Here is a 23,216-nt window from a genome sequence, read left to right on the forward strand (position 1 = left end):
GGCTGCAAACGGGCACGCGGCCGCATACATGCAAGGCTTAATCGCCTGTCCACTCACTGACAAATTGGCGGTGGTCGGGCCGCTGCATAGGCATGAGTGCGTCGATGGGTGTGCCGATCGACACGTAGCCCATGAAGCGATAGTCCAGCTCATCGAAACCCAAGGCCTCGGCAACGTCGGGTACATCGGTGCCCAGGCCGGTACTCCAGAAGCCGGCGTAGCCGAGCATATGAGCAGCGTTCAGGATATTGGTGGCCGCGGCGCCCGTTGCCAGCAGACGCTCATGTTCGGGAATCTTGGTATTGCTGTGATCGAGCCTGCACGCCACCGCAAGCACCAACGGCGCCTTGCCCAGCCAGTTGCGCGCGTTTGCCTGCTTGGGCGTCGGCATGCCGACGCCTGCAGCCTCCATGCGCGCAATGACCATTTCGGCCAGGCGCGGCACGGCGGCGCCGCGAATGACCTTGAAGCGCCAGGGTTTCAGGCCGCCGTGATCGGGGGCCGACATGGCCGACTGCAGGATCAGGGCGAGTTCTTCATCCGACGGCCCGGGTGCCTGAACAAACTTGACCGAACGCCGGGAAAGCAGAAAATCAATAGGTGTCGAGGACATCTTCAACTCATCAAAATCGTATCAAGGGACGTGCACAAGGGATGAGGCACGGACGGATGGGGTCAGGCGACCCGCACCAGCAGCGCTTTCATATCACGGACAGCCTTCTCCCACCCGTCGAATACCGCCCGTGCGACAATCGCGTGGCCGATGTTCAGCTCGGCAATGCCCGGCAAGGCCACAATAGCCCCAACATTGCTGTAGTGCAGCCCATGCCCCGCATTGACGCGCAGGCCATGGCCCACACCCTGGGCAATGGCATCGCGCAGGCGGGTAAGCTCGGCATCTACCGCGCCCAATGCATGGTCGGGGCCCGACAGTGCGGCGCCGCCCTGCTGCACGCTGCGATCCACCGCATCTTGTGCCTCGGCATAGGCGCCGGTATGCAGTTCGATCACAGTGGCCCCCGCACGCACGGCCGCATCGACCTGCACCGCCTCGGGGTCGATGAACAGCGACACGCGTATGCCCGCGTCATGCAGGCGATCCACCGCCTGTTTTACCTGATCGAACTTGCCCGCCACATCCAGGCCGCCTTCGGTGGTCAGTTCTTCGCGCTTCTCGGGCACCAGGCAGACATCTTGCGGCCGTACACGGCAGGCAATGGCCAGCATCTCGGGCGTAATTGCACACTCGAGGTTCATGCGAGTGCGCAGCAGTGGCCGTATCGCGTCGACATCCGCATCCTGGATGTGGCGGCGGTCTTCGCGCAGATGCAGGGTGATGAGATCCGCCCCCGCATCTTCCGCGCGCAGCGCAGCCTGGATGGGATCGGGATAGGTGGTATGCCGTTGCTGGCGCAGGGTGGCGACGTGGTCGATATTGACGCCCAGCTCAATCATGAAGCACTCTCGGTTAGGGTTATAGGTAACGCGCCAACGGCGCCTACAGCGCCGTTGGCGCAGTGAGGCGCCGCAGGCGCAGATGGCGCGGGCGCACAGCGGCGCCGCCCCCTATTATGGCCTTTATGTCGGCCCCGCGCTTACCGGCGAGGCGCCTGCCCCTCGGCGCTGGCCTGCGCACCCGGCACTTCGAGCCAGCCGCCGCCCAGTGCTTTATAGAGCTCTACACGGTTAAGCAGCGAATCCATGCCAGTTTGCACAAACTTCTGCTGCACACCATATAGCGTCACTTCGGCATTTTGCACCTGCAGAAAGCTGTCGACCCCGGTTTCGTAGCGCAACTGTGCCAGCTTGAGCGATTCGGACGCGGCCGATTCGGTGGCACGCAAGGCGTCGAGCTGGTTGGCATAGGTGGCTTCGCCCGCCAGTGCGTCGGCGACTTCCCGGAACGCCACCTGGATGGATTTTTCGTACTGCGCCACCGCGATATTCTTGCGTGCTTCGGCCACAGCCAAATTGCCTTGCAGGCTGCCGCCCGCGAATATCGGTACTTGAATCTGCGGCGCATATTGCCAGAAGCGCTGGCTGCCACTGAACAGGCCACCCAACTGGTCGCTGGCAAAGCCCAAGAGACCGGTGATGGAAATATTGGGAAAGAAGGCTGCCCTTGCAGCGCCAATGTTGGCATTGGCTGCACGCAGCGCATGCTCGGCGCCAACGATATCGGGACGGCGCGTCAGCAGATCGGAAGGCAGCCCCGCGGGGATTGCAGCGACAAGCTGGCTGCGCCCATAGGCCGCCGGAGGCGGCAGGCTGGGGCCCGGCTCGGCGCCAACTAGCAACTGCAAGGCATTTTGTGCCTGCGCCTGTGTGCGCCGTATGCCAGCCAAGTCTGCTCGCACGGTCTCGAGCTGGCCGCGCGCCTGATTCAGATCGAGTGCGGAGGCAACGCCGCTGTCGTAACGGGCCTGCACCAGCCTCATGGTGTCCTGACGCGCCTGTTGGGTGCGCAGCATGAGGTCTTCGAGCGTTTCTGCAGTGCGTAGACGGAAATACGCCTCTGCGACCTGGGACACCAGATTGATGTGCACAGTACGTCGCGCTTGGGCCGTGGCGAGGTATTGCTGGAACGCCGCATCGCTCAGATTACGCAGCCGGCCGAAAAAATCAATCTCGAACGAAGTGAGGCCAATGCCCGCCTGATAGGAGCGCGACACACTGGGGGAATCAGGGCCGCCCATGCGCAGGTTTTCGGGTGAACGTGTGACCTGACCATTTGCGCCCGCCCCGATCGTAGGGAACAAGTCACCGCGCACGATACCGTACTGCGCCCGGGCCTCTTCGACGCGCTCCACCGCGACACGCATGTCGCGGTTGTTCTGCAATGCAAGCGCGATCAGGGCCTGCAGCCGCGCATCGGTAAAAAATTGACGCCAACCCAGATCACCGCCGTATGCGGCTTCCGTCGCTGGCTGGACGGCGGCCCCCTGCCCGCCCACGCCTAACGCACTGATGTCAGGGTATTGCGTCGGCACAGGCGCTTCGGGCCGCTGATAGGCGGGCGCAAACGAGCAGCCCGCCAATGCTGCAGCGACGACTACGTGCGATACGGTTAGACGGAAAAGACGATGACTCATGCTTACTCTCCCGTGTGCCCATCGCGCGACGACAGTGGCGCGTGCGCCCCATGGGCCCCGTGCCCGCCGCCATCCGGCGCGCCATGCTTGCCCAACAATTTGGGCTTGGTCTTGAAGAAACCAAGCACCACCACGAAAAACGCAGGAACGAAAATTACTGCCAGCGGCGTGGCGGCAACCATGCCCCCCAGCACGCTGAGGCCGACCGCATTCTGGCTGGCCGAGCTCGCCCCGGTTGCCAACGCCAGTGGCAGCACCCCCAGGATGAACGCAAATGAGGTCATCAGAATGGGACGAAAGCGCAGCCGCGCCGCGTGCGTAGCGGCGGTGAGCAGATTCCCCCCCTGCGCGTAGAGATCCTTGGCGAACTCGACAATCAGGATAGCGTTCTTGGCCGCCAGACCGATCACGGTCACCATCCCTACCTGGAAATACACATCGTTAGCCATGCCCAGGACGGAAACCAAGGCCACTGTACCCAGCATGCCCAGTGGCACCGCCAGCATCACCGACAGCGGAATAGCCCAGCTTTCGTACAGCGCGGCCAGCACCATGAATACAACCAGAACAGACAGACCCATTAGAATCAGCGACTGGCTGCCAGCCTGGATTTCCTGGTAGGACAGCCCCGTCCATTCGAAGCCGATGCCCGCGGGCAATTGCGCCACCAGACGCTCCATCTCGGCCATGGCCTCACCGGTGGAGTGCCCCGGCGCCGCGGAACCACCGATACGGACGGTTTCGTAGCTGTTGTATCGCACCACCTGAACAGGGCCCTGGGCCCACTCGATCGACACGAATGACGACAGCGGCACCATCTGGCCATTGAGGTTGCGAGCATTGAGCTTGAGAATGTCCTGAGGGTCCATGCGATGTGCCTGCTCGGCCTGTACCCAGACGTTTTGCACCCAGCCGTGATTAGTGAACTTGCCCACAAACGCCGAGCCCAGGGCAGTCGAAATCAATTGCGAGGCCTCACTGAAATCAACGCCCAGCGCCGCAGCCTTTTCGCGGTTGATCTCGATGTGCAGTTGCCGCCCCCCGGCAAGCCCGGTTACCCGCGTACCGGCAAGAATGGGGCTTTGGCTTGCGAGCTGCAGCAACTGCTGCGAGGCAGCGATCAACGCATCATGCCCGACACCGCCGCGGTCTTCGAGGCGCAGGTCGAAGCCTGCGGCATTTCCCAACGAGGAAATGGCGGGTGGCACGATGGAAAACACCATCGCGTCGGGGATGCCAAAAAGCAGGCGCTGGATAGCGCCGCCCGCGATTGCCTGGGCGGAGTTTTCTTCGCCTTTGCGCTCCGCGAAATCCTTCAGGGGAACAAATGCAATGGCAGCGTTCAGACCGTTGCCGTTGAAGCTGAAGCCTTGCACGGTGATGATGTTTTCCACCTGCGGCAGCCCTTTGAAATAGGCCTCTACCTGCTCAATCACATCCAGCGTGCGGTTGGCCGTAGCACCCGACGGCAGCTCGATATTGGCAATGACGTAGCCCTGGTCTTCTTCGGGCAGGAAGGAACTGGGCAAACGGAAGTACAACCAGCCCATCACGATCACAAGCACCAGGAAGATCACCATCATGCGGCCACCACGGCGCACGATACTGCCGACGCCGCGTTCATACCTGTTGGTGGTGCCATCGAACATGCGATTGAACCAACCGAAAAAACCTTTCTTGCTGGCATGATGGCCTTTGGGAATAGGTTTGAGCACGGTTGCGCATAAGGCAGGCGTGAAGGACAGCGCCAGAAAGCCTGAGAACATGATCGACACGGCCATGGCAACGGAAAACTGCCGATAAATCACGCCCACGGAGCCGGACATGAATGCCAACGGGAGGAACACCGTGGTAAGCACCAGCGTAATACCGACGATGGCACCGCTGATCTGCGGCATCGCCTTGCGGGTTGCCTCTTTGGGTGGCAGACCTTCCTCGGCCATGATACGCTCGACGTTCTCGACAACCACGATAGCGTCATCGACCAGAATGCCGATAGCCAGCACCATGGCAAACATGGTTAGCACGTTGATCGAAAAACCCAAGGCCAGCATGACCGCAAATGCGCCCATCATCGCAACAGGCACCACCAATGCGGGAATCAGTGTGTAGCGTATGTTCTGCAAAAAGACGAACATCACCACGAAGACCAGCACCATGGCCTCGAGCAGCGTATGGACGACCTGCTCGATGGAGAGCGACACATAGGGTGATGTATCGTAGGGAATTGCGTATGTGATGTTGCCGGGGAAGAACTTGGACAACTGCGCCATCTCGGCCTTGATGCCTTCGGCGGTGGACAGTGCATTGGCGCCTGGCGACAGTGAAATGGCAAACGCTGCAGTGGGCTTCCCGTTCAGGCGCGCGCCGAATTGGTAGTTGTCGGATCCGACTTCGATGCGAGCGACATCTTTGAGCCGAACGCTGGAGCCGTCGACGTTGGCGCGCAGCACGATGTTGCCGAACTCTTCGACAGTGGCGAGCTGCCCATTGACAGTGATGGGCGCGGACACACGTTGCGAGTCGGGGTTGGGTGGAGAACCCAGGATGCCGCCTGATACCAGTACGTTTTGCCGCGCAATGGCAGCGTTGACTTCGCTTGCGCTCAGGTTCAGGCCAGTGAGCTTGTCTGGGTCAACCCATATGCGCATGGCGCGTGGCGCAGCAAACAACTGGAATTTCCCCACGCCGGGCACCCGCGAGATCGGGTTCTGGATATTGCGGATGATGTAGTCTGCCAGCGCGGTCTGGCCCATGGAGCCGTCGGTGGACGATAACGCCACCACCAACAGGAAGCCGGTATTGCTCTGCTCTACCTTGAGGCCTTGCTGGATCACGGCCTGCGGCAGTTTGGAGGTGATATTGGCAAGCCGGTTCTGCACGTCGACCTGGGCAAGGTCGGGGTTGGTGCCTGGCTTGAATGTGGCAGAGATTTCGGAGGTTCCGTAGGAATCACTGACGGACTCGTAGTACAGCAGGCCTTTAGCGCCGTTGAGCTCGTTCTCGATCACGCTGGCGACGGTGGTGGCCACTTCTTGCGCCGAAGCGCCAGGATAGATGGCACGCACGCTGATGGTGGGTGGCGCGACTTCGGGATACTGAGACACAGGCATGTTGGGTATGGCCAACAGGCCAGCCAACGTGATGCCCAGCGCGACTACCCAGGCGAAAATCGGTCGATCAATAAAAAACTGAGGCATGTGTGCTCACTTTTCTTGCATGAACGCTGCGGGCCCTTTATGGGGGCCCGTATGTTGTGGCGATGGTGGCGAATCAGCCCTGTTTGCCGTTGCCCGCCGGCGCGGTGGCTGGCTTGGGTTCTTGGTTCGCGCCAGGCGCGGCCGGCGGAGTTTGCCCATTAGGCTTGCCGCCTTGGGCTTGCGCACCGCCCTGCGGGGTGGCTTCACCCACGCCTTGCGCTTTCCAGGGCATAGGCTGCACTGGGGCACCGGGGCGAATCTTCTGGAACCCTTCGACGATGACTTGTTCGCCCGGATTCAAGCCCTTGGTAATGATGTAGCCGTCTTGTACCTCAGCGCCAACATCGACCGTGACCGAGGCAGCCTTGCCTTCACGCACCACGACCAGGCTGCTGAGGCCATCCGCCGTGCGTTGAAGCGCCTGCTTGGGCACCACCAGCGCCTTGTCGTCGACGCCCTGACTCAGCCTGACCCGCACATACATACCGGGCAACAGGATGTGGCCGGGATTTTCGGCCACCGTGCGCAAACGAACCTGACCGGTGGTGGGATCGACGCTGATGCCCGAAAACAGAAGCTTGGCGGGGTGATCGTACACAGAGCCGTCTTCAAGCAGAACCTCGACCGCAGCCGCGCCTTCGCCCGCCTGGCGCAACTCGCCCGATGCCAGCGCGCGGCGCAGCTCGGCCAGTTGCGCGGTGGATCGATTGACATCCACATAGACCTGGTCGATCTGCTGCACCGTTGCCAACTGCGTTGCCTGCGCGGCGCTGACTAGCGCGCCTTCAGTGACCAGCGATTCACCGATACGACCACTGATAGGCGAAATGACCTTGGTGTAGCCCAGATCGATTTGCGCCGCCTTGAGCGCGGCCTTGGCAGCCGCAACGGCGGCTTCGGCCTGGCCTGCCTGCGCAACAGCGCTGTCGTATTCCTGTCGGCTGACAGCATTGGCCTTGATCAGCTTTGCGTAACGCTGTGCGAGCAGCCGGGCGCTGCGCACGTTGGCTTCGGCGTTCTTGAGCTGAGCCGCGGCCTGGTCGCGCACCGCTACATAGGGTGCCGGATCGATGGTGAACAGCAACTGCCCCTGTTTCACCTCGCTGCCCTGCTCGAAATTGATGGCTTCGACGATCCCCGTGACCCGTGCGCGAATTTGTGCGTTCTTGATGGCTTCGACACGCCCCGGAAGATCAACCATGACGGGGGTAGACGCGGGATTGACGGTGACGACGCTGACCGGCACTTTCATGCCGCCTTGCTGTGGCGGTGCGTTTTCGCCGCAAGCGCTTAACAACGCAAGTGAAGAGATCAGCAGGAAGGAAGAGACAACAAAACGGCCGTACTGGCGCGCGGGCTGCCGCGTGGGCAGGCGGGTACTAGGCATCCGAAACTCCTGAAGCAATAGGGCCCCTTTGTGAGGTACGCCGTACTGCTTTTGTTTTTGTTGGTGCTTGGCTGGGTCAAACCGCAAAGTATAAGGGTAAAACGTAACCAGAGATATATAACTTCCATTTCATTCTGTTTCACTCCGCCCACCCTGCAAGCATGCTGGCGGCATGCCACTTGCTTGCGGATGCACATCCCCGGATTGGGGCAACTCAGCATGAAGGAGGTAATGCAATGACTAAGCATCGATTCTCGCGCGTCATGATGACGGCCGCTGTGACCACCTTGCTGGCGGCCTGCGCGCAGCAGCCCGCGCGACAAAGTTCGGCCGCCGGCCCTGTCGATGACACGACCATCAACACCAAAGTACAGAACGCAGTGCTGGGTGTGCGCGGCGTGCATGAGAAGGACATCCAGGTCTCGACCACCGACGGCGTCGTCAAACTGCGCGGGTCGGTCGACAACCAAATGGCCGCCCAGGATGCTATCCAGGCTGCACGCCAGGTGGAAGGCGTGAAGAAGGTCGACTACGACCTAGACGTCAAATCGACCTATTAAGGGCCCGTAGGGGGCCTTCCGAAGGCGTGATGCGCCTTCGAGGCCGCTTTCCTTATAAATTGCGCTCGGGCTCGGGTGTGGCAAGAGGATCGAAATCGTCCCACTGGCCGTTGCGCCACGTGCCGCGAGCACGCTCGACCTCAACGCCTCCGGCATCACGCAGCAGCAGCGCGATCCGTCGCTCATCTTCGGTGCCGACATGCGCCGCGAGCAACACACCCGAAGGATGGCCTTTGCGCAGCAGTGTTTCACGCTGTTCCTCGGGGTTGCGGGGCGGCCGGGCATGGCCCAGGCCCCGCATGGCGCCCGCGAGCGATCCCACATAAGCACCCACGCCAGCCGCCGCCGCGATCAGCGTTGCATCCAGGTCGAACCAGGATGTTATGACGACACCGATCAATGCGCCGCCCACCCCGCATAACGCCGCCATGCCCAGCGTGCTGGATGGCGCGCCGCGCGAGTCCGGGTCGGCGGCACGGTCGCCGCCCATGGCGTAGCGGTTGTGGCTGCCGGCGGGATTAACAAAAAAGGTATGCAGATTGTCGGCGGTGACGCCTGCATTCATCAGAGAGGCCGCGGCGGTTTTGGCGGCGTCGAAGGTTTCAAAACGTGCGGCGACGATCAGAGCCATGATCAACTCCAGGCAATTGCGCTTGTATTCAGGGCAGCATTTTGCATACCCGATTCAACTGCCCTCGCCCTGCCGATTTCCAATATCCGCCTCGTGCACCAAATACCAGACGCCCGCCACGAACAGCGGTGTCAGATAGTACACAGCTCGAAACACCAGTGTCGCGGCAAGCGCGTCGCTGCGCGGCAGTTCCGCCGACGCGAGCAGCGCGATCACTGTCGCCTCAAGTACCCCAAGGCCTGCCGGCACTCGGATCAGCAAGCCGATGACTGCGCTGAGCAATACTGCGCCCAAGGCCATCGCATAAGAGGCTTGGTGCTGCAGCAATACATACAGCACGCCGCCCATCAGCAGCCAGTGCACGGCGGCTGCGCCCGCTTGTGCCAGTGCCAGCGCCCCTGTGGGCAGCACAATGGTATGCCCGCGCACCGACCATTCTCGCCTGCGCGCCAGAAAGCAGAACAGGACGTATGCGACGACCGCGACAATGGCCACCCCTCCGCCAATGCGTAGCCCGGTATCGCTCAACGGCCATGTCTCAGGCAACGCGATGTAGCCAGAGGCGAACAGACATCCGCTGACCAGGCAGTAGCCGATCCAGTTGGTGCTCACAGCGAATGCAAACACTCGCGCGGCGTCGGCGGGCGAAACGCCACTGCGTGTATACAAGCGTAGTCGCAGCCCGAGGCCGCCGATCGACCCTCCCAGATTCAGATTGAAGGCATATGAGGTACAGGCAATGCAAAGTGTGCGCAGGCGCGACAGTGTATGGCCTGTGTAACAACGTCCCAACTGATCGAAGCTCGCATACGCAAGATATCCAGCGAACGTGAGCGCGTACGCGACAGCGAGAGATGCTGGTGGCAGCGAGGCCGCTGCCTGACCTACCTGCACCCAGTCGACGCGAAAGGCAGCCAGTGCCAACAAACCGGCAACCGCAACAATAAAGCCGCCAATCAGTATACGTCGCAGCAGCGGCCAGTGCCGGCGCAGCCAGGCCGTTACCCCTCGCACCGAATTCGCGCTCGGGCGCGCACCGCTATGGCCCTCCGGCCCGGCGCATTCCCGCCCCACCTCAATCAAGCGGCCTTCCGCCCGCGCTCCGTCGACTCCGCCGAGCGGCTGCTGCCTCTCGCCGCTCACGGCTTGTCTTCCACCGGCATATCCGCCGCAGGGATGGACGTCAAGGTGCGCTCACGCGCCGGCAACCAACTGGACCACGAGGGAAAGCGGCGCAGAAAGTGGAATACCAGCGTGCCCAATATGACGCGTTGAATCTTGCGGCGCGGCTGGGTCGCTCGCTTCACCCGCCGGCAGTGACGCTCCACCAACTCATCCAGCCGCTGCTCCAGCACGCTGCCAAACGCCTCATCACGAATCATCACATTGGCTTCGAGATTGAAGGCAAGACTGAGCGGATCGAGATTGCTGGACCCGACGGTTGCCCACACGCCATCCACCACGGCCACTTTGCCATGCAGTGGACGTTGGCAATACTCATAGATCTCGACGCCAGCCGACAAGAGATAGTCGTACAGCATGGTTGCAACGAAGCGTGCTGCCGGCATGTCAGGCTGGCCTTGCAGGATCAAGCGCACCCGCACGCCACGCTGGGCAGCACTGCGCAATGAGCGCAGCAACTGATAACCTGGAAAGAAGTAGGCATTGGCAATCGTCACAGTCTGTTTGGCGGCGCGTATGCCTACGCGGTAGTGCATCTCGATGTCGGTCTTGTGACTGTCGTTGTCGCGCACCACCAGTGCGGCGGACGAATCACCCGGCATCCATACATGTTGGTGCGCATGGCGCCGTCGCAGGCCTCGCCAAGTGCGCCGCACCGCCTTGACGGGCGCCAGCGCTTCGGCGGCGAAACGCGAGATTTCGTCGACCAGCGGGCCGCGAATGGCAATCGCATAGTCCTGTTTCGCTGTGGGGCCGAAGTCGGCTAGATGGTCGGCGCCAAAATTGATGCCGCCAACGAAGGCGATCTCGCCATCCACCACCACAATCTTGCGGTGCAGCCGGCAGAAGAGGTTGGTGCGCACGCCGAAGCGGCGTGGCTGCGGGTCGAAGACATGAAACCCCACGCCGGCGGAGGTCATAGCACCAATGAAGGAAGGCGACAGATCTGCGGTGCCATAACCGTCAACGGCAATATCGACACGTACGCCGCGGCTTGCCGCCTCAATGACAGCCTGTTGCAGACTGCGGCCAACCGAGTCATCGAAGATGATAAAGGTTTCGATGACCACCATGCGCCTGGCCTCGCGTATGGCCTGCATCACTGCGGGAAAGTATTCTTCGCCGTTTTCCAGCAAGGTAATAGCGTTACCGGTTGTCCATTTGCTGTTCATAGCGCGAGCTCCACCGCCAGCGGCGCGTGATCAGAAAGATGCGACCAAGGCCGGCGGGCAAGGGCCATAGCATGGTAGCGCAGCACATTGCGCACATATACCCGGTCGAGCCGCAGCAAGGGCCAGCGGGCCGGAAAGGTGCGGGCCACCCGCCCGTGGCATTCGCGAAACACCTCCTGCAGGCGGCATGCCCGATACAGCATGCGCTGACCCACTTGTCGCCAGTCGTTGAAATCGCCCGCAATCACCAGGGGTGCATTATCCGGAATTTCCTCGTTGATATAACGGCACAAGCGGCTCAATTGCGCGTGGCGATGACGCTCCTGCAAACCAAGGTGCACGCAAATAACATGCACATCTTCGTTGTAGCCCGGAGGGTGCATGACACAGTGCAGCATGCCGCGCTTTTCGTGCTGGCCAATGGAAACATCGATGTTCTGGTAGAAAACAATGGGAAACTTGGACAGTATTGCGTTGCCATGATGGCCGTGGGGATAGACGGCATTGCGGCCATAGGCATACTGCGGCCAGATGGTGTCCGCCAGGAACTCGTACTGGCTTGTGGCAGGCCAACGAGCATGCCGCTCGGCATGCCGCTGATGCGCGCCGAGCACTTCCTGCAAAAAAACCACGTCAGCACCCGTTGCGCGGATTGCCTCGCGCAGTTCATGCAGGATGAAACGCCGGTTAAGTGCCGTGAACCCCTTGTGGGTATTTACGGTGAGCACCTTAAGCGTAAACGGGTTGACGTCGTCGATTCTTGCCATGAATGCGGCGGTTCCGTGAAATGACCGCCCCACCCTCAGCAATCGGTGTGCCCATAGCGGCACACCAACGCATCTCGAAGCGCAGGCCGCCGCCGACGCCAGCAACCTGTGGCGGCCGCTGGGGTGAAGCAGCCCCGCTACCGAGCTGGCCCCTTAGATAATCAACCCAGCAACAGGGCGTCGTCCGATACCTTTTCGCCGCGCACGCGCTCGAACATCTGTAGCAGATCGGGCACATCCAGGCCTTTGCGCGCCTCTCCGGACACGTCGAGAACGACATTACCCTGGTGCAGCATGACAGTGCGTTCACCCACGTCCAGCGCTTGGCGCATGCTGTGGGTAACCATCATGGTGGTGAGCCCACTTTCGGCCACAATACGCGCAGTCAGCTGCAGCACGAAATCGGCCGTTCGGGGGTCGAGGGCGGCCGTGTGCTCGTCGAGCAGCAAAATGCGCGATGGCCGCAGCGCGGCCATGAGCAGGCTCACCGCCTGCCGCTGCCCCCCCGAGAGCAGGCCGATGCGATCGGTTAGGCGGTTCTCGAGCCCCAGGCCCAGCATGGACAGGCGCTCGCGGAACTCATCGCGCATTGCCGCCTTGACGGCACGGCTGAAACCGCGCCGGCGCCCGCGCCCCGACGCGAGCGCGAGGTTCTCTTCAATGGTGAGATCCTCACAGGTACCCGCCATCGGATCCTGAAAGACCCGTGCAACGCGCTGCGCACGCGTCCAGACGGGTTCGCGCGTGACATCGCGACCGTCGATCGAAATACTGCCGCTGTCGATGGCCAGGTCGCCCGAGATGGCGTTGAGGAACGTCGATTTACCGGCACCGTTGGAGCCGATCACCGTGACGAACTGCCCCGCCGGGATATCGAGCGACATGCCCCGTAGCGCCCGCGTTTCAATGGGCGTACCGGGGTTGAACGTAATGGAGACGTTTTTTGCGCTCAGCATGTCAGCGCCCTCCTTTGCCGCTTAGGCGCTGCTTGATCAATGGTATGACCAACGCGACTGTGACCAGCACTGCTGTAACCAGATTCAGATCCTGCGCCTTCAGGCCGATGAAGTCGGCATTGAGCGCCAACGCAATGAAAAAGCGATACAGGACAGCGCCCAGAATCACCGCCAGTGTGGCGATCATCAGCTTGCGAGTAGGCAGAATGCTTTCACCGACGATGACGGCGGCAAGGCCAATCACAATAGTGCCTATGCCCATGGAGATATCGGCGCCGCCCTGGGACTGCGCGAACAGCGCGCCCGCCAGCGCGCATAGCGCATTGGAAATAGCCATGCCCGCCAGGATACGATTGCCGGTGGCCACGCCTTGCGAACGCGCCATACGTGGATTGGAGCCAGTGGCCCGCATCGCGAGCCCGATCTCGGTGGAAAAATACCAGTCCAGCACCAGCTTGACCACTATCACCAGCGCGATCAGCAGCAAAGGCCGGAAGATGTAGTCGCTAAGCCCCTCGGGCTGCAGAAGCGTGAAAACGGTGGGCTCGGTGATCAGCGGCACATTGGGCCGCCCCATGATGCGCAGGTTGATCGAGTACAGCGCAATCATCATCAGGATGCTCGCCAGCAGATCCATGATCTTGAGCCGTACGTGCAGCCAGCCTGTCATTGCTCCGGCGACCGCGCCGGCCAGCGTGGCGATGGCGGTGGCGGTATAGGGGTCCATGCCGCCGCTGACAAGTGTGGCCGCAGTGGCTCCACCCAAGGGAAAACTGCCGTCGACAGTGAGATCGGGGAACCGCAGGATGCGAAAAGAAATCAGCACGCCCAATGCAACCAGCCCGAAAATCAGGCCGATCTCAAGCGCACCCCATAGAGAATAAAGTGACATGTAGCAGCTCGTTGACGAATAAAAATAAACAGGCGGGCTGCTGCAACAACCCGCCTGTTCTGCCTGATCGCGATTTTAATCAATATTGGGGCGGTTCGCGGCGAAGCGGCTATTTAACGACCTTGGTGGCCGTTTTTACGAATGCCTCGGACAGCTTGACGCCCTGCTTTTCAGCAGCACCAGGGTTGACATACAGCTCGAGCTTGTCGCTGGTTTGCGAGGCAATGCCGCCCGGCTTCTCGCCTTTGAGAATACGGACGACCAGTTTGCCGGTCTGGATGCCCAGATCGTGATAATTGACACCCAACGCTGCAATGGCGCCACGCTTGACGCTGTCGGTATCCGAGGCGACGAGCGGAATCTTGGCGTCGTTGCCGACCTTGACCAGGGACTCGTACGCAGATACTACGTTGTTGTCGGTATTGGTGTAGATGACGTCAACTTTGCCCACCAGGCTTCGGGCCGCCGCACCAACGTCGACCGTGCGCGCCGCGGAGGCTTCGACCAGCGACATGCCGGACTTCGGCAGGAGTTCGCGCATGCGTTTGACCACCACGACGGAGTTGGCCTCGCCAGGGTTGTAGACCATACCCACCCGCTTGGCATTGGGCACAACCTTTTTGATCAGATCAACCTGCTTCTCGAGCGCCAGCGCGTCGGACACGCCCGTTACATTGGTGCCGGATGGCTCCATGGAGGGAACGAGCTGCGCCGCAACAGGATCCGTAACGGCAGAATACACCACAGGAATCGACTTGGTTGCCGCTACGACAGCCTGCGCCGAAGGCGTGGCGATGGCGACGATGACATTGGGGTTGTCACCTACATACTTGCGAGCGATCTGCGCCGCAATAGCGGTATTGCCCTGCGCAGTCTGGAACTGCCACTTGAGGCCGCTTTTCTCGGTATAGCCCGCCTGTTCCAGCGCTTGTTTCACACCGTCTTTCACTGCGTCGAGCGCGGGATGCTCCACAATCGAGGTGACGGCCACAGATTGCGCGCCTGCCGGCGCATGTGCCAGCACTGCAAGCGTTGCCGCGACGCCCGCGAGCAGGCGGGCCGATTTCATCAAACGCATAGGATCTCCTTCTGGAAAACGAACATCGCCGGGCCATTGCCCGCGGTGGGCGTAAGTCTAACGCGTTGGCGTGTCGCGCGCCTCAAGGATATCCCTGTTAGAAGGCGGCCGGCAATGCATGCATAGCATGGTCCGCCCTCACCGGTGACTCGATTGGCGGGCGTGGCCTCGTCGCCCTTTGTTTGTTTTACCTTTAAACAGTCAGGTAAGCGCCGCCATTCAGGCTGGCGAGCAACGCTCTGGCCCAGCGCCGCGCTGGCAAGCCATACTGGCTTTCCACACGTTCCGCCCTGCGCAGCAACTGCCCTGTCGTCACATCCAGCACCGGCCCCTTAAAAGCCAGCACCACACGATTGCCGGCATCGATTTCGGGCAGCATCAGCACACGGCCGCCAAACGCTTCGCGGATGTTGCCAATATTGCGTGGAAAACTGGCATGGTTGCCAAAAAGATTGACCGCCATGACGCCGATGTCACCCAACACCGTGCGGCAACCTTCATAGAAGCCCACGCTGTCACGCACCGGCCCTTGGGCCTCGCTATCGTACAAATCCACCATCAAGGCGCGGAAACGGCCTGCATTGGCGCCGTCCGCAACCCAGACGCCGGCGTCGGCGTGGGTAACGGTGGAGCGGCTGGCGCCCGGCAGGCGGAAATACATCCGGCAGGCCGCCGTCACGGCCGGGTTCCACTCGACCGTGACAACAGACGCAGGCGTGTGTTTCAGGGTATAGCGCAGGAGCGAGCCCGCGCCCAAGCCCAAGACACCGATTTCGTCCTGGCGGGTGGGTTCCAGGAACAGCAGCCAAGCCATCATCTGCTGGGTATACGCCAACACCAGCTCGGCCGGCCGAGCCAAACGCATGGCACCTTGTATCCATTCAGTGCCGAAATGCAGGTAGCGCACGCCGTCCTGTTCGGACAGCGTGGGTTCGTCGGACGCGTTATACACGTTCGAAAATCGCCGCAATGCCCTGGCCACCGCCTATGCACATCGTCACCAGCGCATAGCGGCCTTGCACGCGCACCAACTCGTGCAAGGCCTTGGCAGTGATGATGGCGCCGGTAGCCCCGATTGGGTGACCCAGGCTGATGCCGCTGCCATTGGGGTTGACCTTGGCCGGATCGAAGCCGAGCTCTTTGCTGACCGCGCATGCCTGTGCGGCGAAGGCCTCGTTGGCTTCGATCACATCCAATTGGCCGATATCCAGCCCCGCCTTTTGCAGCGCCAGGCGCGTGGCGGGCACCGGGCCGATGCCCATATAGCGCGGGTCGACCCCGGCATGTGCGTATGAGACCAGACGCGCCATCGGCTTGACGCCGCGTGCCTGGGCGGCGCGCGCGCTCATCAACAGCACTGCCCCAGCCCCGTCGTTGATGCCCGACGCATTGCCGGCCGTGACGGTGCCGTTTTCTTTCTGAAACACTGGCTTGAGCGTGGCGAAATTGTCGGCCGTGGCACCCATGCGCACGTGCTCATCGGTGTTGAACACGACTTCACCCTTGCGGGTCTGGCGTACGACAGGAACAATCTGATCCTTGAAACGCCCTTCGACAATGGCCTTCTCGGCACGCTGGTGCGAAGCCAGCGCCAACGCATCCTGATCAGCGCGGCTGATTTCGTATTTGCGCGCGACGTTCTCAGCAGTGACGCCCATATGCATCTTCTCGAAAGGATCGGACAACGCACCTGTCATCATGTCGAGCATGACGCTGTCGCCCATGCGCGCGCCCCAGCGGTGCGCGGGGGAAATATACGGCGCGCGGCTCATGCTTTCGGCGCCGCCCCCGACTGCAATGTCGGTATCACCCAGCATAATGGCTTGCGCCGCGGACACGATGGCTTGGAGGCCGGAGCCGCACAGCCGATTCACGTTGAATGCTGGCGTATCCTGCGACAGGCCAGCATTGAGTGTCGCCACGCGGGACAGGTACATATCGCGTGGCTCGGTATTGATGACGTGGCCGAACACAACATGGCCGACATCTGCGGGCGCAACGTTGGCGCGTTCGAGCACCGCCTTGAGCACAGTGGCGGCCAGATCGCAAGGCGGTACATCCTTAAGCCCACCGCCAAAATCGCCGATTGCGGTACGGCACGCGCCGACAACAACTACTTCTTCCATCATCGTCTCCTGTAGGTTCCGGTTGGTGACACAGACACCACGACCACCCGCTTACATACGCTGCATGCCGGCTCCGCGGCTTTGACCGGGCAGCGGCGCACCACGTGGCCGCCTGCCCGAATCGATGGTGCATAGTAACGCTTTTTTGCCGCAGATTGCGGCACTGCAACACAACAACCCGACCTGCCCTCGCCGCTGCGAATAGCAGCCCCGCGAACGTTGCGTGCCGGGCGCATAAACGCAAAAGCGACGGCATATTGCCGTCGCTTCAGACTGCCCTTCAGTAGCCGGCGATTGTCCGTCGCCCCCACATCACCCATCCAGCCCATGAGGATCTTTCAGGCCGAACGCTGTTGTTGTCATGCTGTTACATACCTATATGATGAAACAGGGTGCCCGCGCGACCTTGCGCCGGTAACGCGCGGAACACGGGGGTGGCCACCTGGCTGCGCCGCGTTATCAGTCTTGCTGAGGCTGTGCGGGCGTCGGCTTCTCGGGTTGCTGGTCCTTCGAGGATTCGTCATCGCCTTTCTGTGGCGCCACCCAGTTAAGTGGCTGAATCACAAAAGGCTGCTTTCTGGCGACTGGTTTCTTTGCCATGCATATTCTCCCGGACACAAAACATAGGGGCACCCAGCGTGCCCCACACAACACAACTATAGCACAAATGTTGAATAATAACAACATTATGAACGAAATTAGGCAATATAAACTGAATTTGATAGATGATTAATGACATTGACACTTCCGCCCTCCGTTGCCGGATGCAGATCTGTCCGTCCGCACCGTGCAAATTATCGTCAGGCAAAACAGCCTGTACCAAGCTCCACCAGCCCTTGCTGACGGCGCAGAAGAAACAACGCGTCCAAGCCCATGCGCCGCGCAAGCGCAAGCCCTTCCCCTGGCCCAGAAACCAGCAATGCCGTAGCCCAGGCATCGGCGTCTATACAATCCGGCGCCAGCACTGTGACCGACGCCACATCATTGGCCACCGGCGCCGCGCGCCGCCCGTCCATCGTATGCGACAGGCGCATACCGCCTACGTGCACCCAGTGCCGATAATCGCCCGATGTCGCAACGGCTGCATCGGCCAGCCCGATCACACCATGGGTAAGGCGAGCATCGTGCCGGGGGCTTTCCAGCGCTACGGACCACTGCCGCCCGTCGGCCTGCGGGCCGCAGGCGCGCAATTCGCCATCCAGGGCCACCAAGGCATGGTTGACACGCGATGCGCGCATGACGTCAGCCATGAGGTCGACGGCGTAGCCTTTGGCGATGCCGCAGAGGTCCAGGCACATAGGCGTACGCTTGCAGGCCCTTTCGCCCGTGAGGTCCAGTTCCAGCCATTGATGCGCTGGGCGCCCTGCGGCCCGCGCCGCCATCTGAATCGCGCTTGCGTCAGGCGTATCACGCACCGCGCCGAATCCCCATGCGTCAACGAGCGCGCCCACAGCGGGATCGAATGCTCCTGCGCTGAGCCGACCAATCTCCAGGGCGCGGGCGAGCACCACGAGCGTATCTGCCGGCAGTGATACCCACACATCGGGCGCCGCCCGATTCAGCCGCGACAGATCACTATCCGGTTTCCAAGGGGACATCTGCGCGTCAACCCGCTCCACAACATTGGCCAGGCGCTCGCGCAGCGGCGCTGGGTCTATGTCCGGCGCAAGATCGCACTGTGCCGACCAACGGGTGCCCATTACGGGCCCGTTCAGGCGCAGCCGCATGAGGCCAGGGCGTTCAACCGCTGCCAGCTCAGAAGACATCTTCGGCATAACGCCCCCCGTCTTTGAGTTGCCGAACGCTCTGGCTGATCGTGCCCAGGATGCCGTCCAGTGTTTCAACAACGCCTTGCGCCATGGGACGGCTGCCGCACACTCGCAAAACGGCGCCACGAGCAACGAGGTCCCGCACGCGGGCCGCGTCACGGCGCAGCGCGTCCTGCACATAGCCACCACCGTCGGGCACGCGGGAGAACGCCGTGCGCAGGCTGGTCAGCCGGCGATCCCCCAGCCAACTTTTTATCTCCTGGCCAAAGTAAAAATCCACGCTCGGATCCCGTGCCCCGTAGTACAGGTGCATGGGCACCCGGCGTATGTTGTCGCGGATGAAGCCCACCAACGGGGCAACCCCCGTACCGGCCCCGATCAGCACCACAGGCCGGCGCCCGCCTTCCAAGACAAAACCCGGATTGGGCTTGATGAACGCATCGACCCGATCGCCAGGCTTGAGGGCGTGAAGATAAGATGAACACAGGCCGCCCGGCATCCGGCGTACACATATCTCCAGAAAACCATCCCGATACCCGGAGGCGAGGGAGTAATAGCGCGGCACGGCAGCGCCCGGCGGCAGAATACCCACTAGATCTCCCGCCTTGAAGCGCGACAACCCGCGCCCAGCCAAGCGTTCCCACCCATTGCGGGCAGGCCAGACAAAACGAAGGATTGCCGCCGCCCCGCCGCCGCCCCCGGCGTGGTCCTGGCGTGACACCAGCACCAGCGAGGTCGTGGATGGTAAACGCGGCACATAATCAAGTGCAAGCGTTTCACCCAGCGCAGCTGCCAGCGTTTCGCCCCAGCGATAGAACTGCTGCACAGATTGCTGGTTGACGCGCTCCAGCGGAAGCAACTGCGGCCAGCCGCGTGCGCGCAGCGTACTGTCCAGGGCCTCCGCGTACGCACAGAAGGCAGCGAATTGCCGGTCGCCAAACCCCAGCACGGTGACCGGCACGTCACCCGCGGGCTGGCTGGCAATGCGCTGCAAGGCCCGGGCCGCATGCGCCGGCGCTTGTCCCTCGCCATATGTTGCCGCCAATACAAAAACCTGCCTGGTGCCTGGCGCCGTACGAAACGTTTCCAGACCCGCGGTATGAACACGATGCCCATTACGCAGCAACGCTTGATGCAAAGCGCCCGCAAAACCCCAGGTGGAACTGCTTTCGCTTGCAACAAAGATCAGCGTATCAGCCCGGCTCAGCGCGCTGTTTTCGGCAATTACAGGCCGATCGCGCCGCCCCTGCCACCACATTATCAGCCCCGTTAACCAGAACAGCGGAATACTGGCGCCAAGCACACCCAGGACCAGCGCCCAGCCCCATGCCCCCTCACCCGTATGCAATAGCGTGACCCAATCGTAAACGCGCTGCGGCAGTGTGGCGGGCTGCCATGCCAGCGTATGCCCCGTGTACCGGTCCACCCAGCCTGCGCCGTCCTCCGTCACAACTTTCCATGTGTCCTCAGGGTCAGTAGCCACCGGAAAATTCAGTTTGCGCAGCTCGCCCACGCGTAATGACTGCAGCAAAGCTAACTGTGCTGGTGTACGCTCGGCCAGCTCCACGGGGGTAGAGACCACATCAGGATCCCAGTCGGGTTCGACCGGGATCAGCGCGAATGTCGTCGCGCTCATATACAGCGCAGTCAGTGAGGACAAACACAGTACAACCAGCAAAAGCCGGCCCGCTACGACGTGAATACGCTGGGTGAGGCTGCCGCGCACCCGTCCTGCGAGCCGCCGCCATCCGCCCAACCTGCGCGCCGTGAGGACCAGCCCCGACAGAGACAGCAGCAACATAGCAAGCGCGACAGTCGCGGCACCCAGACGCCCCGCATCGCCCATCAGAAACGAACGGTGCAGGCTTTTGACCCAGCGCGCAGTACCCGAGACTTGATAATCACCCAGCACCGTGCCGTTCAGCGGATCTACGCGGGACGCCCGGGCCTGATCGCCGGCGAATGAGTACACCACAATGTCACCCGAGGGCAGGCGGCGGATTTCCTCCACTGCGGGGATGTTTGCGGAGACGCGCTCGACCAGCGTGGAGACAGGCATCGCCTGCTCCGCCGGTACGGATATCCACGCATCGCGTAGTGGATAAAAAGCGAGTATCACCCCCGTCAGTCCCAGCATCAGCGCAACAGTCCCCGCCGCCAAGCCCAGCCAGCGATGGATCAGCCGCCAGTTCATATGTGCCTCCGCCTCACTGAAGTTGATAGGTCAAGGACTGAACGTACTGCTTGCCCGCGTACGCTTTGCCCGCGCCCGCCGTGCTCAGCGGCACGCGTACTTCCGCAGGGCTGTCGCGCATGTCTTCTGCGGCGGCATCAATGCGTATCTCATAACCCGCGTCCAGTAACGCCTCGGCCAGCTCCGCCGTTACCTTGAGTGTGCGCCCTGCGCCAACACTGGCCCCCGTCACCCCGTCCAAACGCTTTGCGTCGCCCGCGGACAGACGATTCCAGTCTTTCAGGTGTTTGTAGTACTTGGCCTTGCCGCCAGCAACCCACAATGTACGGACATAAGCACCCTTGGCGTCGGTGAGATAAACCGCCAGATAAGCGCCATCGCCGCCGTAGTTTTTCAATGCGGCCGACACCGTCACCGTGCGGCTTTGCGCCAGCGCGGGTATGGAAAGTGTTGTGGCGGCCAATAAGGCTGCGATCAAGGGTTTGGACATAGACGTTCTCCTGTAAAAAAGAGGAAGGAGGCGGCGCGGCGCTGACACAGTCGGGCGGCCCGCGTGCACGCCAGGCGCGTGTATTCGTTACCGGGTGTCGGGCTCATCGCGCCCGTGCAAGCGACGCGGACGGTCACGATTGCGCCATTTCACGATCTTCAGCGTTTCGGGATCAAGCTTGGCCTTGAAGGGGCGACCTGCGCTGTCCTCGCCCCGGATTTCGTAACATCCGTCATCTATTTTGATGCTTCGTATCGTCCAGCCTTCCCGGTCCGCCAAGTCAGCCACAGCGGCGCGAGGCTGCCAACGGGCAACGGGGGCATCGCAGTCGTCAGTCGCGTGCGCAGGCGTGGCAGCCACAACCATGCATAGCAGCAGCCCGCACATGCCGGGGGATATGTAGAAATTCATTCTGGTTCTTCCCGCATCAAGCATCCAAGATTTACTTTTCTTTCTTGGCATACTAGGTAAACAAACATGAACGGGACATGAACCGTGGGTGGCGCTGCGGGTACGACACCATCGCGCCCTGCTACCATAGAGGCATTGACATCAGCACTGCCCACCGCATGAAACTCGCCACTTGGAATATCAACTCGCTCAAGGTGCGCCTTCCCCAGGTGCTGGACTGGCTGCGCCAGAATCCTGTCGACGCTCTGTGCCTGCAGGAGCTCAAGCTGCCCGACGACAAATTCCCCGTCGATGCGTTTGCCGAGATCGGCTACAAGGCGCAGTGGGCAGGCCAGAAAACCTATAACGGCGTGGCCATCGTCACGCTGGCCGAATGCAACAACGTACAGCGCAACATCCCTGCATTCGACGATCACCAGCAGCGCGTCATCGCCACCACACTAAACTGTCCAGACGGCGAATTGCGCGTCATCAGCGCCTATTGTCCCAACGGGCAATCGGTGGGCAGCGACAAATACAGCTACAAGCTGGCATGGTTCGAGGCGCTGCATGGCTGGCTCGAGTCCGAGCTCAAGCGCTACCCCCGCCTGGCAATACTGGGCGACTACAACGTGGCCCCCGAAGACATCGACGTGCACGATCCCGCCAAGTGGGAGGGCGAAGTGCTTGTTTCCGAACCCGAGCGGGCGGCTTTCCGCAAGTTGCTCGACCTCGGCCTGACAGACGCTTTCCGGTTGTTCCCCCAGGAAGAAAAATCCTTCAGTTGGTGGGACTATCGCCGTTTTGCATTTCGCCGCAACGCAGGGCTGCGCATCGATCATGTGCTGCTGTCGTCGGCCCTGCGCGGGCGCTGCACGGCCTGCACCATCGACAAGGCCCCGCGGGCCAACGAACAGCCCTCCGACCACGCCCCGGTCATTGCCACACTGGATTTCAAAGCATGAACACCTCCGCGCACAGCCGACTCGTCGATACCCTTGAGCGCGGCGTCGTTCTCGATGTGACAGTCGAGGAATTACAGTTCCGGGCCTACGTGGTGGTTAGCGAACCCGATCTCGAACGCGTGGCGGATTTCGTGCCGCGCGAGCAGTTCGAGCAGGACGGCGACCTGCACGTCGCGGCTGTCGCGGAGCCATCAGCCGCCGCCGAACAGGTAGAAGACATCGCCTTCAACATGAATCAGGGCGACGCCGCCGTCTTTCTGTGCGGCACGCAAGCCGCCTATGAAACTACGCTCGACGCGCTGGGCCTTGCACCCGCCGCAGGCACGACAGACGGCAGCGGTCGCGCACCGTTGTAAAATCCATTT

Annotated in this window: 22 protein-coding genes; 3 read left to right on the plus strand and 19 right to left on the minus strand. The window is 61.7% G+C overall.

Annotated elements, in window-relative coordinates; all coding sequences use genetic code 11:
- Positions 1-37: 37 nt before the first annotated feature.
- The 5 genes from LOL23_RS02595 to LOL23_RS02615 all read right to left on the minus strand — a co-directional run bounded on the left by LOL23_RS02595 (position 38) and on the right by LOL23_RS02615 (position 7,679).
- The gene (locus LOL23_RS02595) at positions 38-613 is read right to left on the minus strand and encodes a nitroreductase family protein (RefSeq protein WP_237173114.1); all 576 of its coding nucleotides are present in this window, start codon (positions 611-613) and stop codon (positions 38-40) included.
- 62 nt (positions 614-675) lie between these two features.
- Entirely contained in the window at positions 676-1,455 is a 780-nt protein-coding gene (locus LOL23_RS02600) for a pyridoxine 5'-phosphate synthase (protein WP_160976653.1), read from the minus strand.
- A 140-nt stretch (positions 1,456-1,595) separates the two neighbouring features.
- Positions 1,596-3,092, minus strand: coding sequence for an efflux transporter outer membrane subunit (locus LOL23_RS02605; RefSeq protein ID WP_160976655.1), 1,497 nt, complete (start codon positions 3,090-3,092; stop codon positions 1,596-1,598).
- 2 nt (positions 3,093-3,094) lie between these two features.
- Positions 3,095-6,292: an efflux RND transporter permease subunit gene (locus tag LOL23_RS02610; protein WP_160976657.1), complete on the minus strand. Its 3,198-nt coding sequence runs from the start codon at positions 6,290-6,292 to the stop codon at positions 3,095-3,097.
- 73 nt (positions 6,293-6,365) lie between these two features.
- The gene (locus tag LOL23_RS02615; RefSeq protein WP_237173115.1) at positions 6,366-7,679 is read right to left on the minus strand and encodes an efflux RND transporter periplasmic adaptor subunit; all 1,314 of its coding nucleotides are present in this window, start codon (positions 7,677-7,679) and stop codon (positions 6,366-6,368) included.
- 236 nt (positions 7,680-7,915) lie between these two features.
- Between LOL23_RS02615 and LOL23_RS02620 the strand changes: the two genes are divergently transcribed.
- Entirely contained in the window at positions 7,916-8,239 is a 324-nt protein-coding gene (locus tag LOL23_RS02620; protein ID WP_237173116.1) for a BON domain-containing protein, read from the plus strand.
- 52 nt (positions 8,240-8,291) lie between these two features.
- Here the strand turns inward: LOL23_RS02620 and LOL23_RS02625 are convergent, their stop codons facing one another.
- From LOL23_RS02625 to LOL23_RS02690, 14 genes are all read right to left on the minus strand, one after another.
- Complete coding sequence (locus LOL23_RS02625; protein WP_160976663.1) at positions 8,292-8,870, minus strand: hypothetical protein; 579 nt, start codon at positions 8,868-8,870, stop codon at positions 8,292-8,294.
- A 54-nt stretch (positions 8,871-8,924) separates the two neighbouring features.
- The gene (locus tag LOL23_RS02630) at positions 8,925-10,013 is read right to left on the minus strand and encodes a lysylphosphatidylglycerol synthase transmembrane domain-containing protein (RefSeq protein WP_237173117.1); all 1,089 of its coding nucleotides are present in this window, start codon (positions 10,011-10,013) and stop codon (positions 8,925-8,927) included.
- On the minus strand, positions 10,010-11,224 hold the full coding sequence (gene clsB, locus LOL23_RS02635) for a cardiolipin synthase ClsB (protein ID WP_160976667.1): 1,215 nt from the start codon (positions 11,222-11,224) through the stop codon (positions 10,010-10,012). The genes LOL23_RS02630 and clsB overlap by 4 nt, the downstream gene beginning before the upstream one ends.
- On the minus strand, positions 11,221-11,991 hold the full coding sequence (locus LOL23_RS02640; protein ID WP_160976669.1) for an endonuclease/exonuclease/phosphatase family protein: 771 nt from the start codon (positions 11,989-11,991) through the stop codon (positions 11,221-11,223). The genes clsB and LOL23_RS02640 overlap by 4 nt, the downstream gene beginning before the upstream one ends.
- Before the next feature lie 161 nt (positions 11,992-12,152).
- Positions 12,153-12,947 (minus strand): ABC transporter ATP-binding protein, encoded by a 795-nt coding sequence (locus tag LOL23_RS02645; RefSeq protein ID WP_160976671.1) that lies wholly within the window; start codon positions 12,945-12,947, stop codon positions 12,153-12,155.
- Position 12,948: 1 nt separating this feature from the next.
- The gene (locus tag LOL23_RS02650; protein ID WP_160976673.1) at positions 12,949-13,839 is read right to left on the minus strand and encodes an ABC transporter permease; all 891 of its coding nucleotides are present in this window, start codon (positions 13,837-13,839) and stop codon (positions 12,949-12,951) included.
- Between the two features lie 109 nt (positions 13,840-13,948).
- The gene (locus LOL23_RS02655; protein ID WP_237173191.1) at positions 13,949-14,908 is read right to left on the minus strand and encodes an ABC transporter substrate-binding protein; all 960 of its coding nucleotides are present in this window, start codon (positions 14,906-14,908) and stop codon (positions 13,949-13,951) included.
- Positions 14,909-15,110: 202 nt separating this feature from the next.
- Complete coding sequence (locus LOL23_RS02660; RefSeq protein WP_160976677.1) at positions 15,111-15,869, minus strand: class I SAM-dependent methyltransferase; 759 nt, start codon at positions 15,867-15,869, stop codon at positions 15,111-15,113.
- Positions 15,862-17,043 (minus strand): beta-ketothiolase BktB, encoded by a 1,182-nt coding sequence (bktB, locus tag LOL23_RS02665; protein ID WP_160976679.1) that lies wholly within the window; start codon positions 17,041-17,043, stop codon positions 15,862-15,864. The genes LOL23_RS02660 and bktB overlap by 8 nt, the downstream gene beginning before the upstream one ends.
- Before the next feature lie 459 nt (positions 17,044-17,502).
- The gene (locus LOL23_RS02670) at positions 17,503-17,643 is read right to left on the minus strand and encodes a hypothetical protein (protein WP_160976681.1); all 141 of its coding nucleotides are present in this window, start codon (positions 17,641-17,643) and stop codon (positions 17,503-17,505) included.
- Between the two features lie 200 nt (positions 17,644-17,843).
- Positions 17,844-18,818, minus strand: a complete 975-nt coding sequence (locus tag LOL23_RS02675; RefSeq protein ID WP_160976683.1) for an FAD:protein FMN transferase — start codon at positions 18,816-18,818, stop codon at positions 17,844-17,846.
- Positions 18,799-21,006 (minus strand): PepSY domain-containing protein, encoded by a 2,208-nt coding sequence (locus LOL23_RS02680; RefSeq protein ID WP_160976685.1) that lies wholly within the window; start codon positions 21,004-21,006, stop codon positions 18,799-18,801. Before LOL23_RS02680 ends, LOL23_RS02675 begins: the two co-directional genes overlap by 20 nt.
- Before the next feature lie 13 nt (positions 21,007-21,019).
- Positions 21,020-21,496 (minus strand): DUF2271 domain-containing protein, encoded by a 477-nt coding sequence (locus LOL23_RS02685; RefSeq protein WP_160976687.1) that lies wholly within the window; start codon positions 21,494-21,496, stop codon positions 21,020-21,022.
- 87 nt (positions 21,497-21,583) lie between these two features.
- Entirely contained in the window at positions 21,584-21,907 is a 324-nt protein-coding gene (locus LOL23_RS02690) for a PepSY domain-containing protein (RefSeq protein WP_237173118.1), read from the minus strand.
- A gap of 158 nt (positions 21,908-22,065) precedes the next feature.
- Between LOL23_RS02690 and xth the strand changes: the two genes are divergently transcribed.
- Together xth and LOL23_RS02700 are read left to right on the plus strand one after the other, a co-directional pair.
- Positions 22,066-22,851, plus strand: coding sequence for an exodeoxyribonuclease III (xth, locus tag LOL23_RS02695; protein ID WP_160976689.1), 786 nt, complete (start codon positions 22,066-22,068; stop codon positions 22,849-22,851).
- On the plus strand, positions 22,848-23,207 hold the full coding sequence (locus tag LOL23_RS02700) for a hypothetical protein (protein WP_160976691.1): 360 nt from the start codon (positions 22,848-22,850) through the stop codon (positions 23,205-23,207). The genes xth and LOL23_RS02700 overlap by 4 nt, the downstream gene beginning before the upstream one ends.
- Positions 23,208-23,216: the final 9 nt, after the last annotated feature.

Origin of the sequence: Paracandidimonas lactea (assembly GCF_021653995.1) — a bacterium.
Lineage (GTDB): Bacteria > Pseudomonadota > Gammaproteobacteria > Burkholderiales > Burkholderiaceae_B > Allopusillimonas > Allopusillimonas lactea.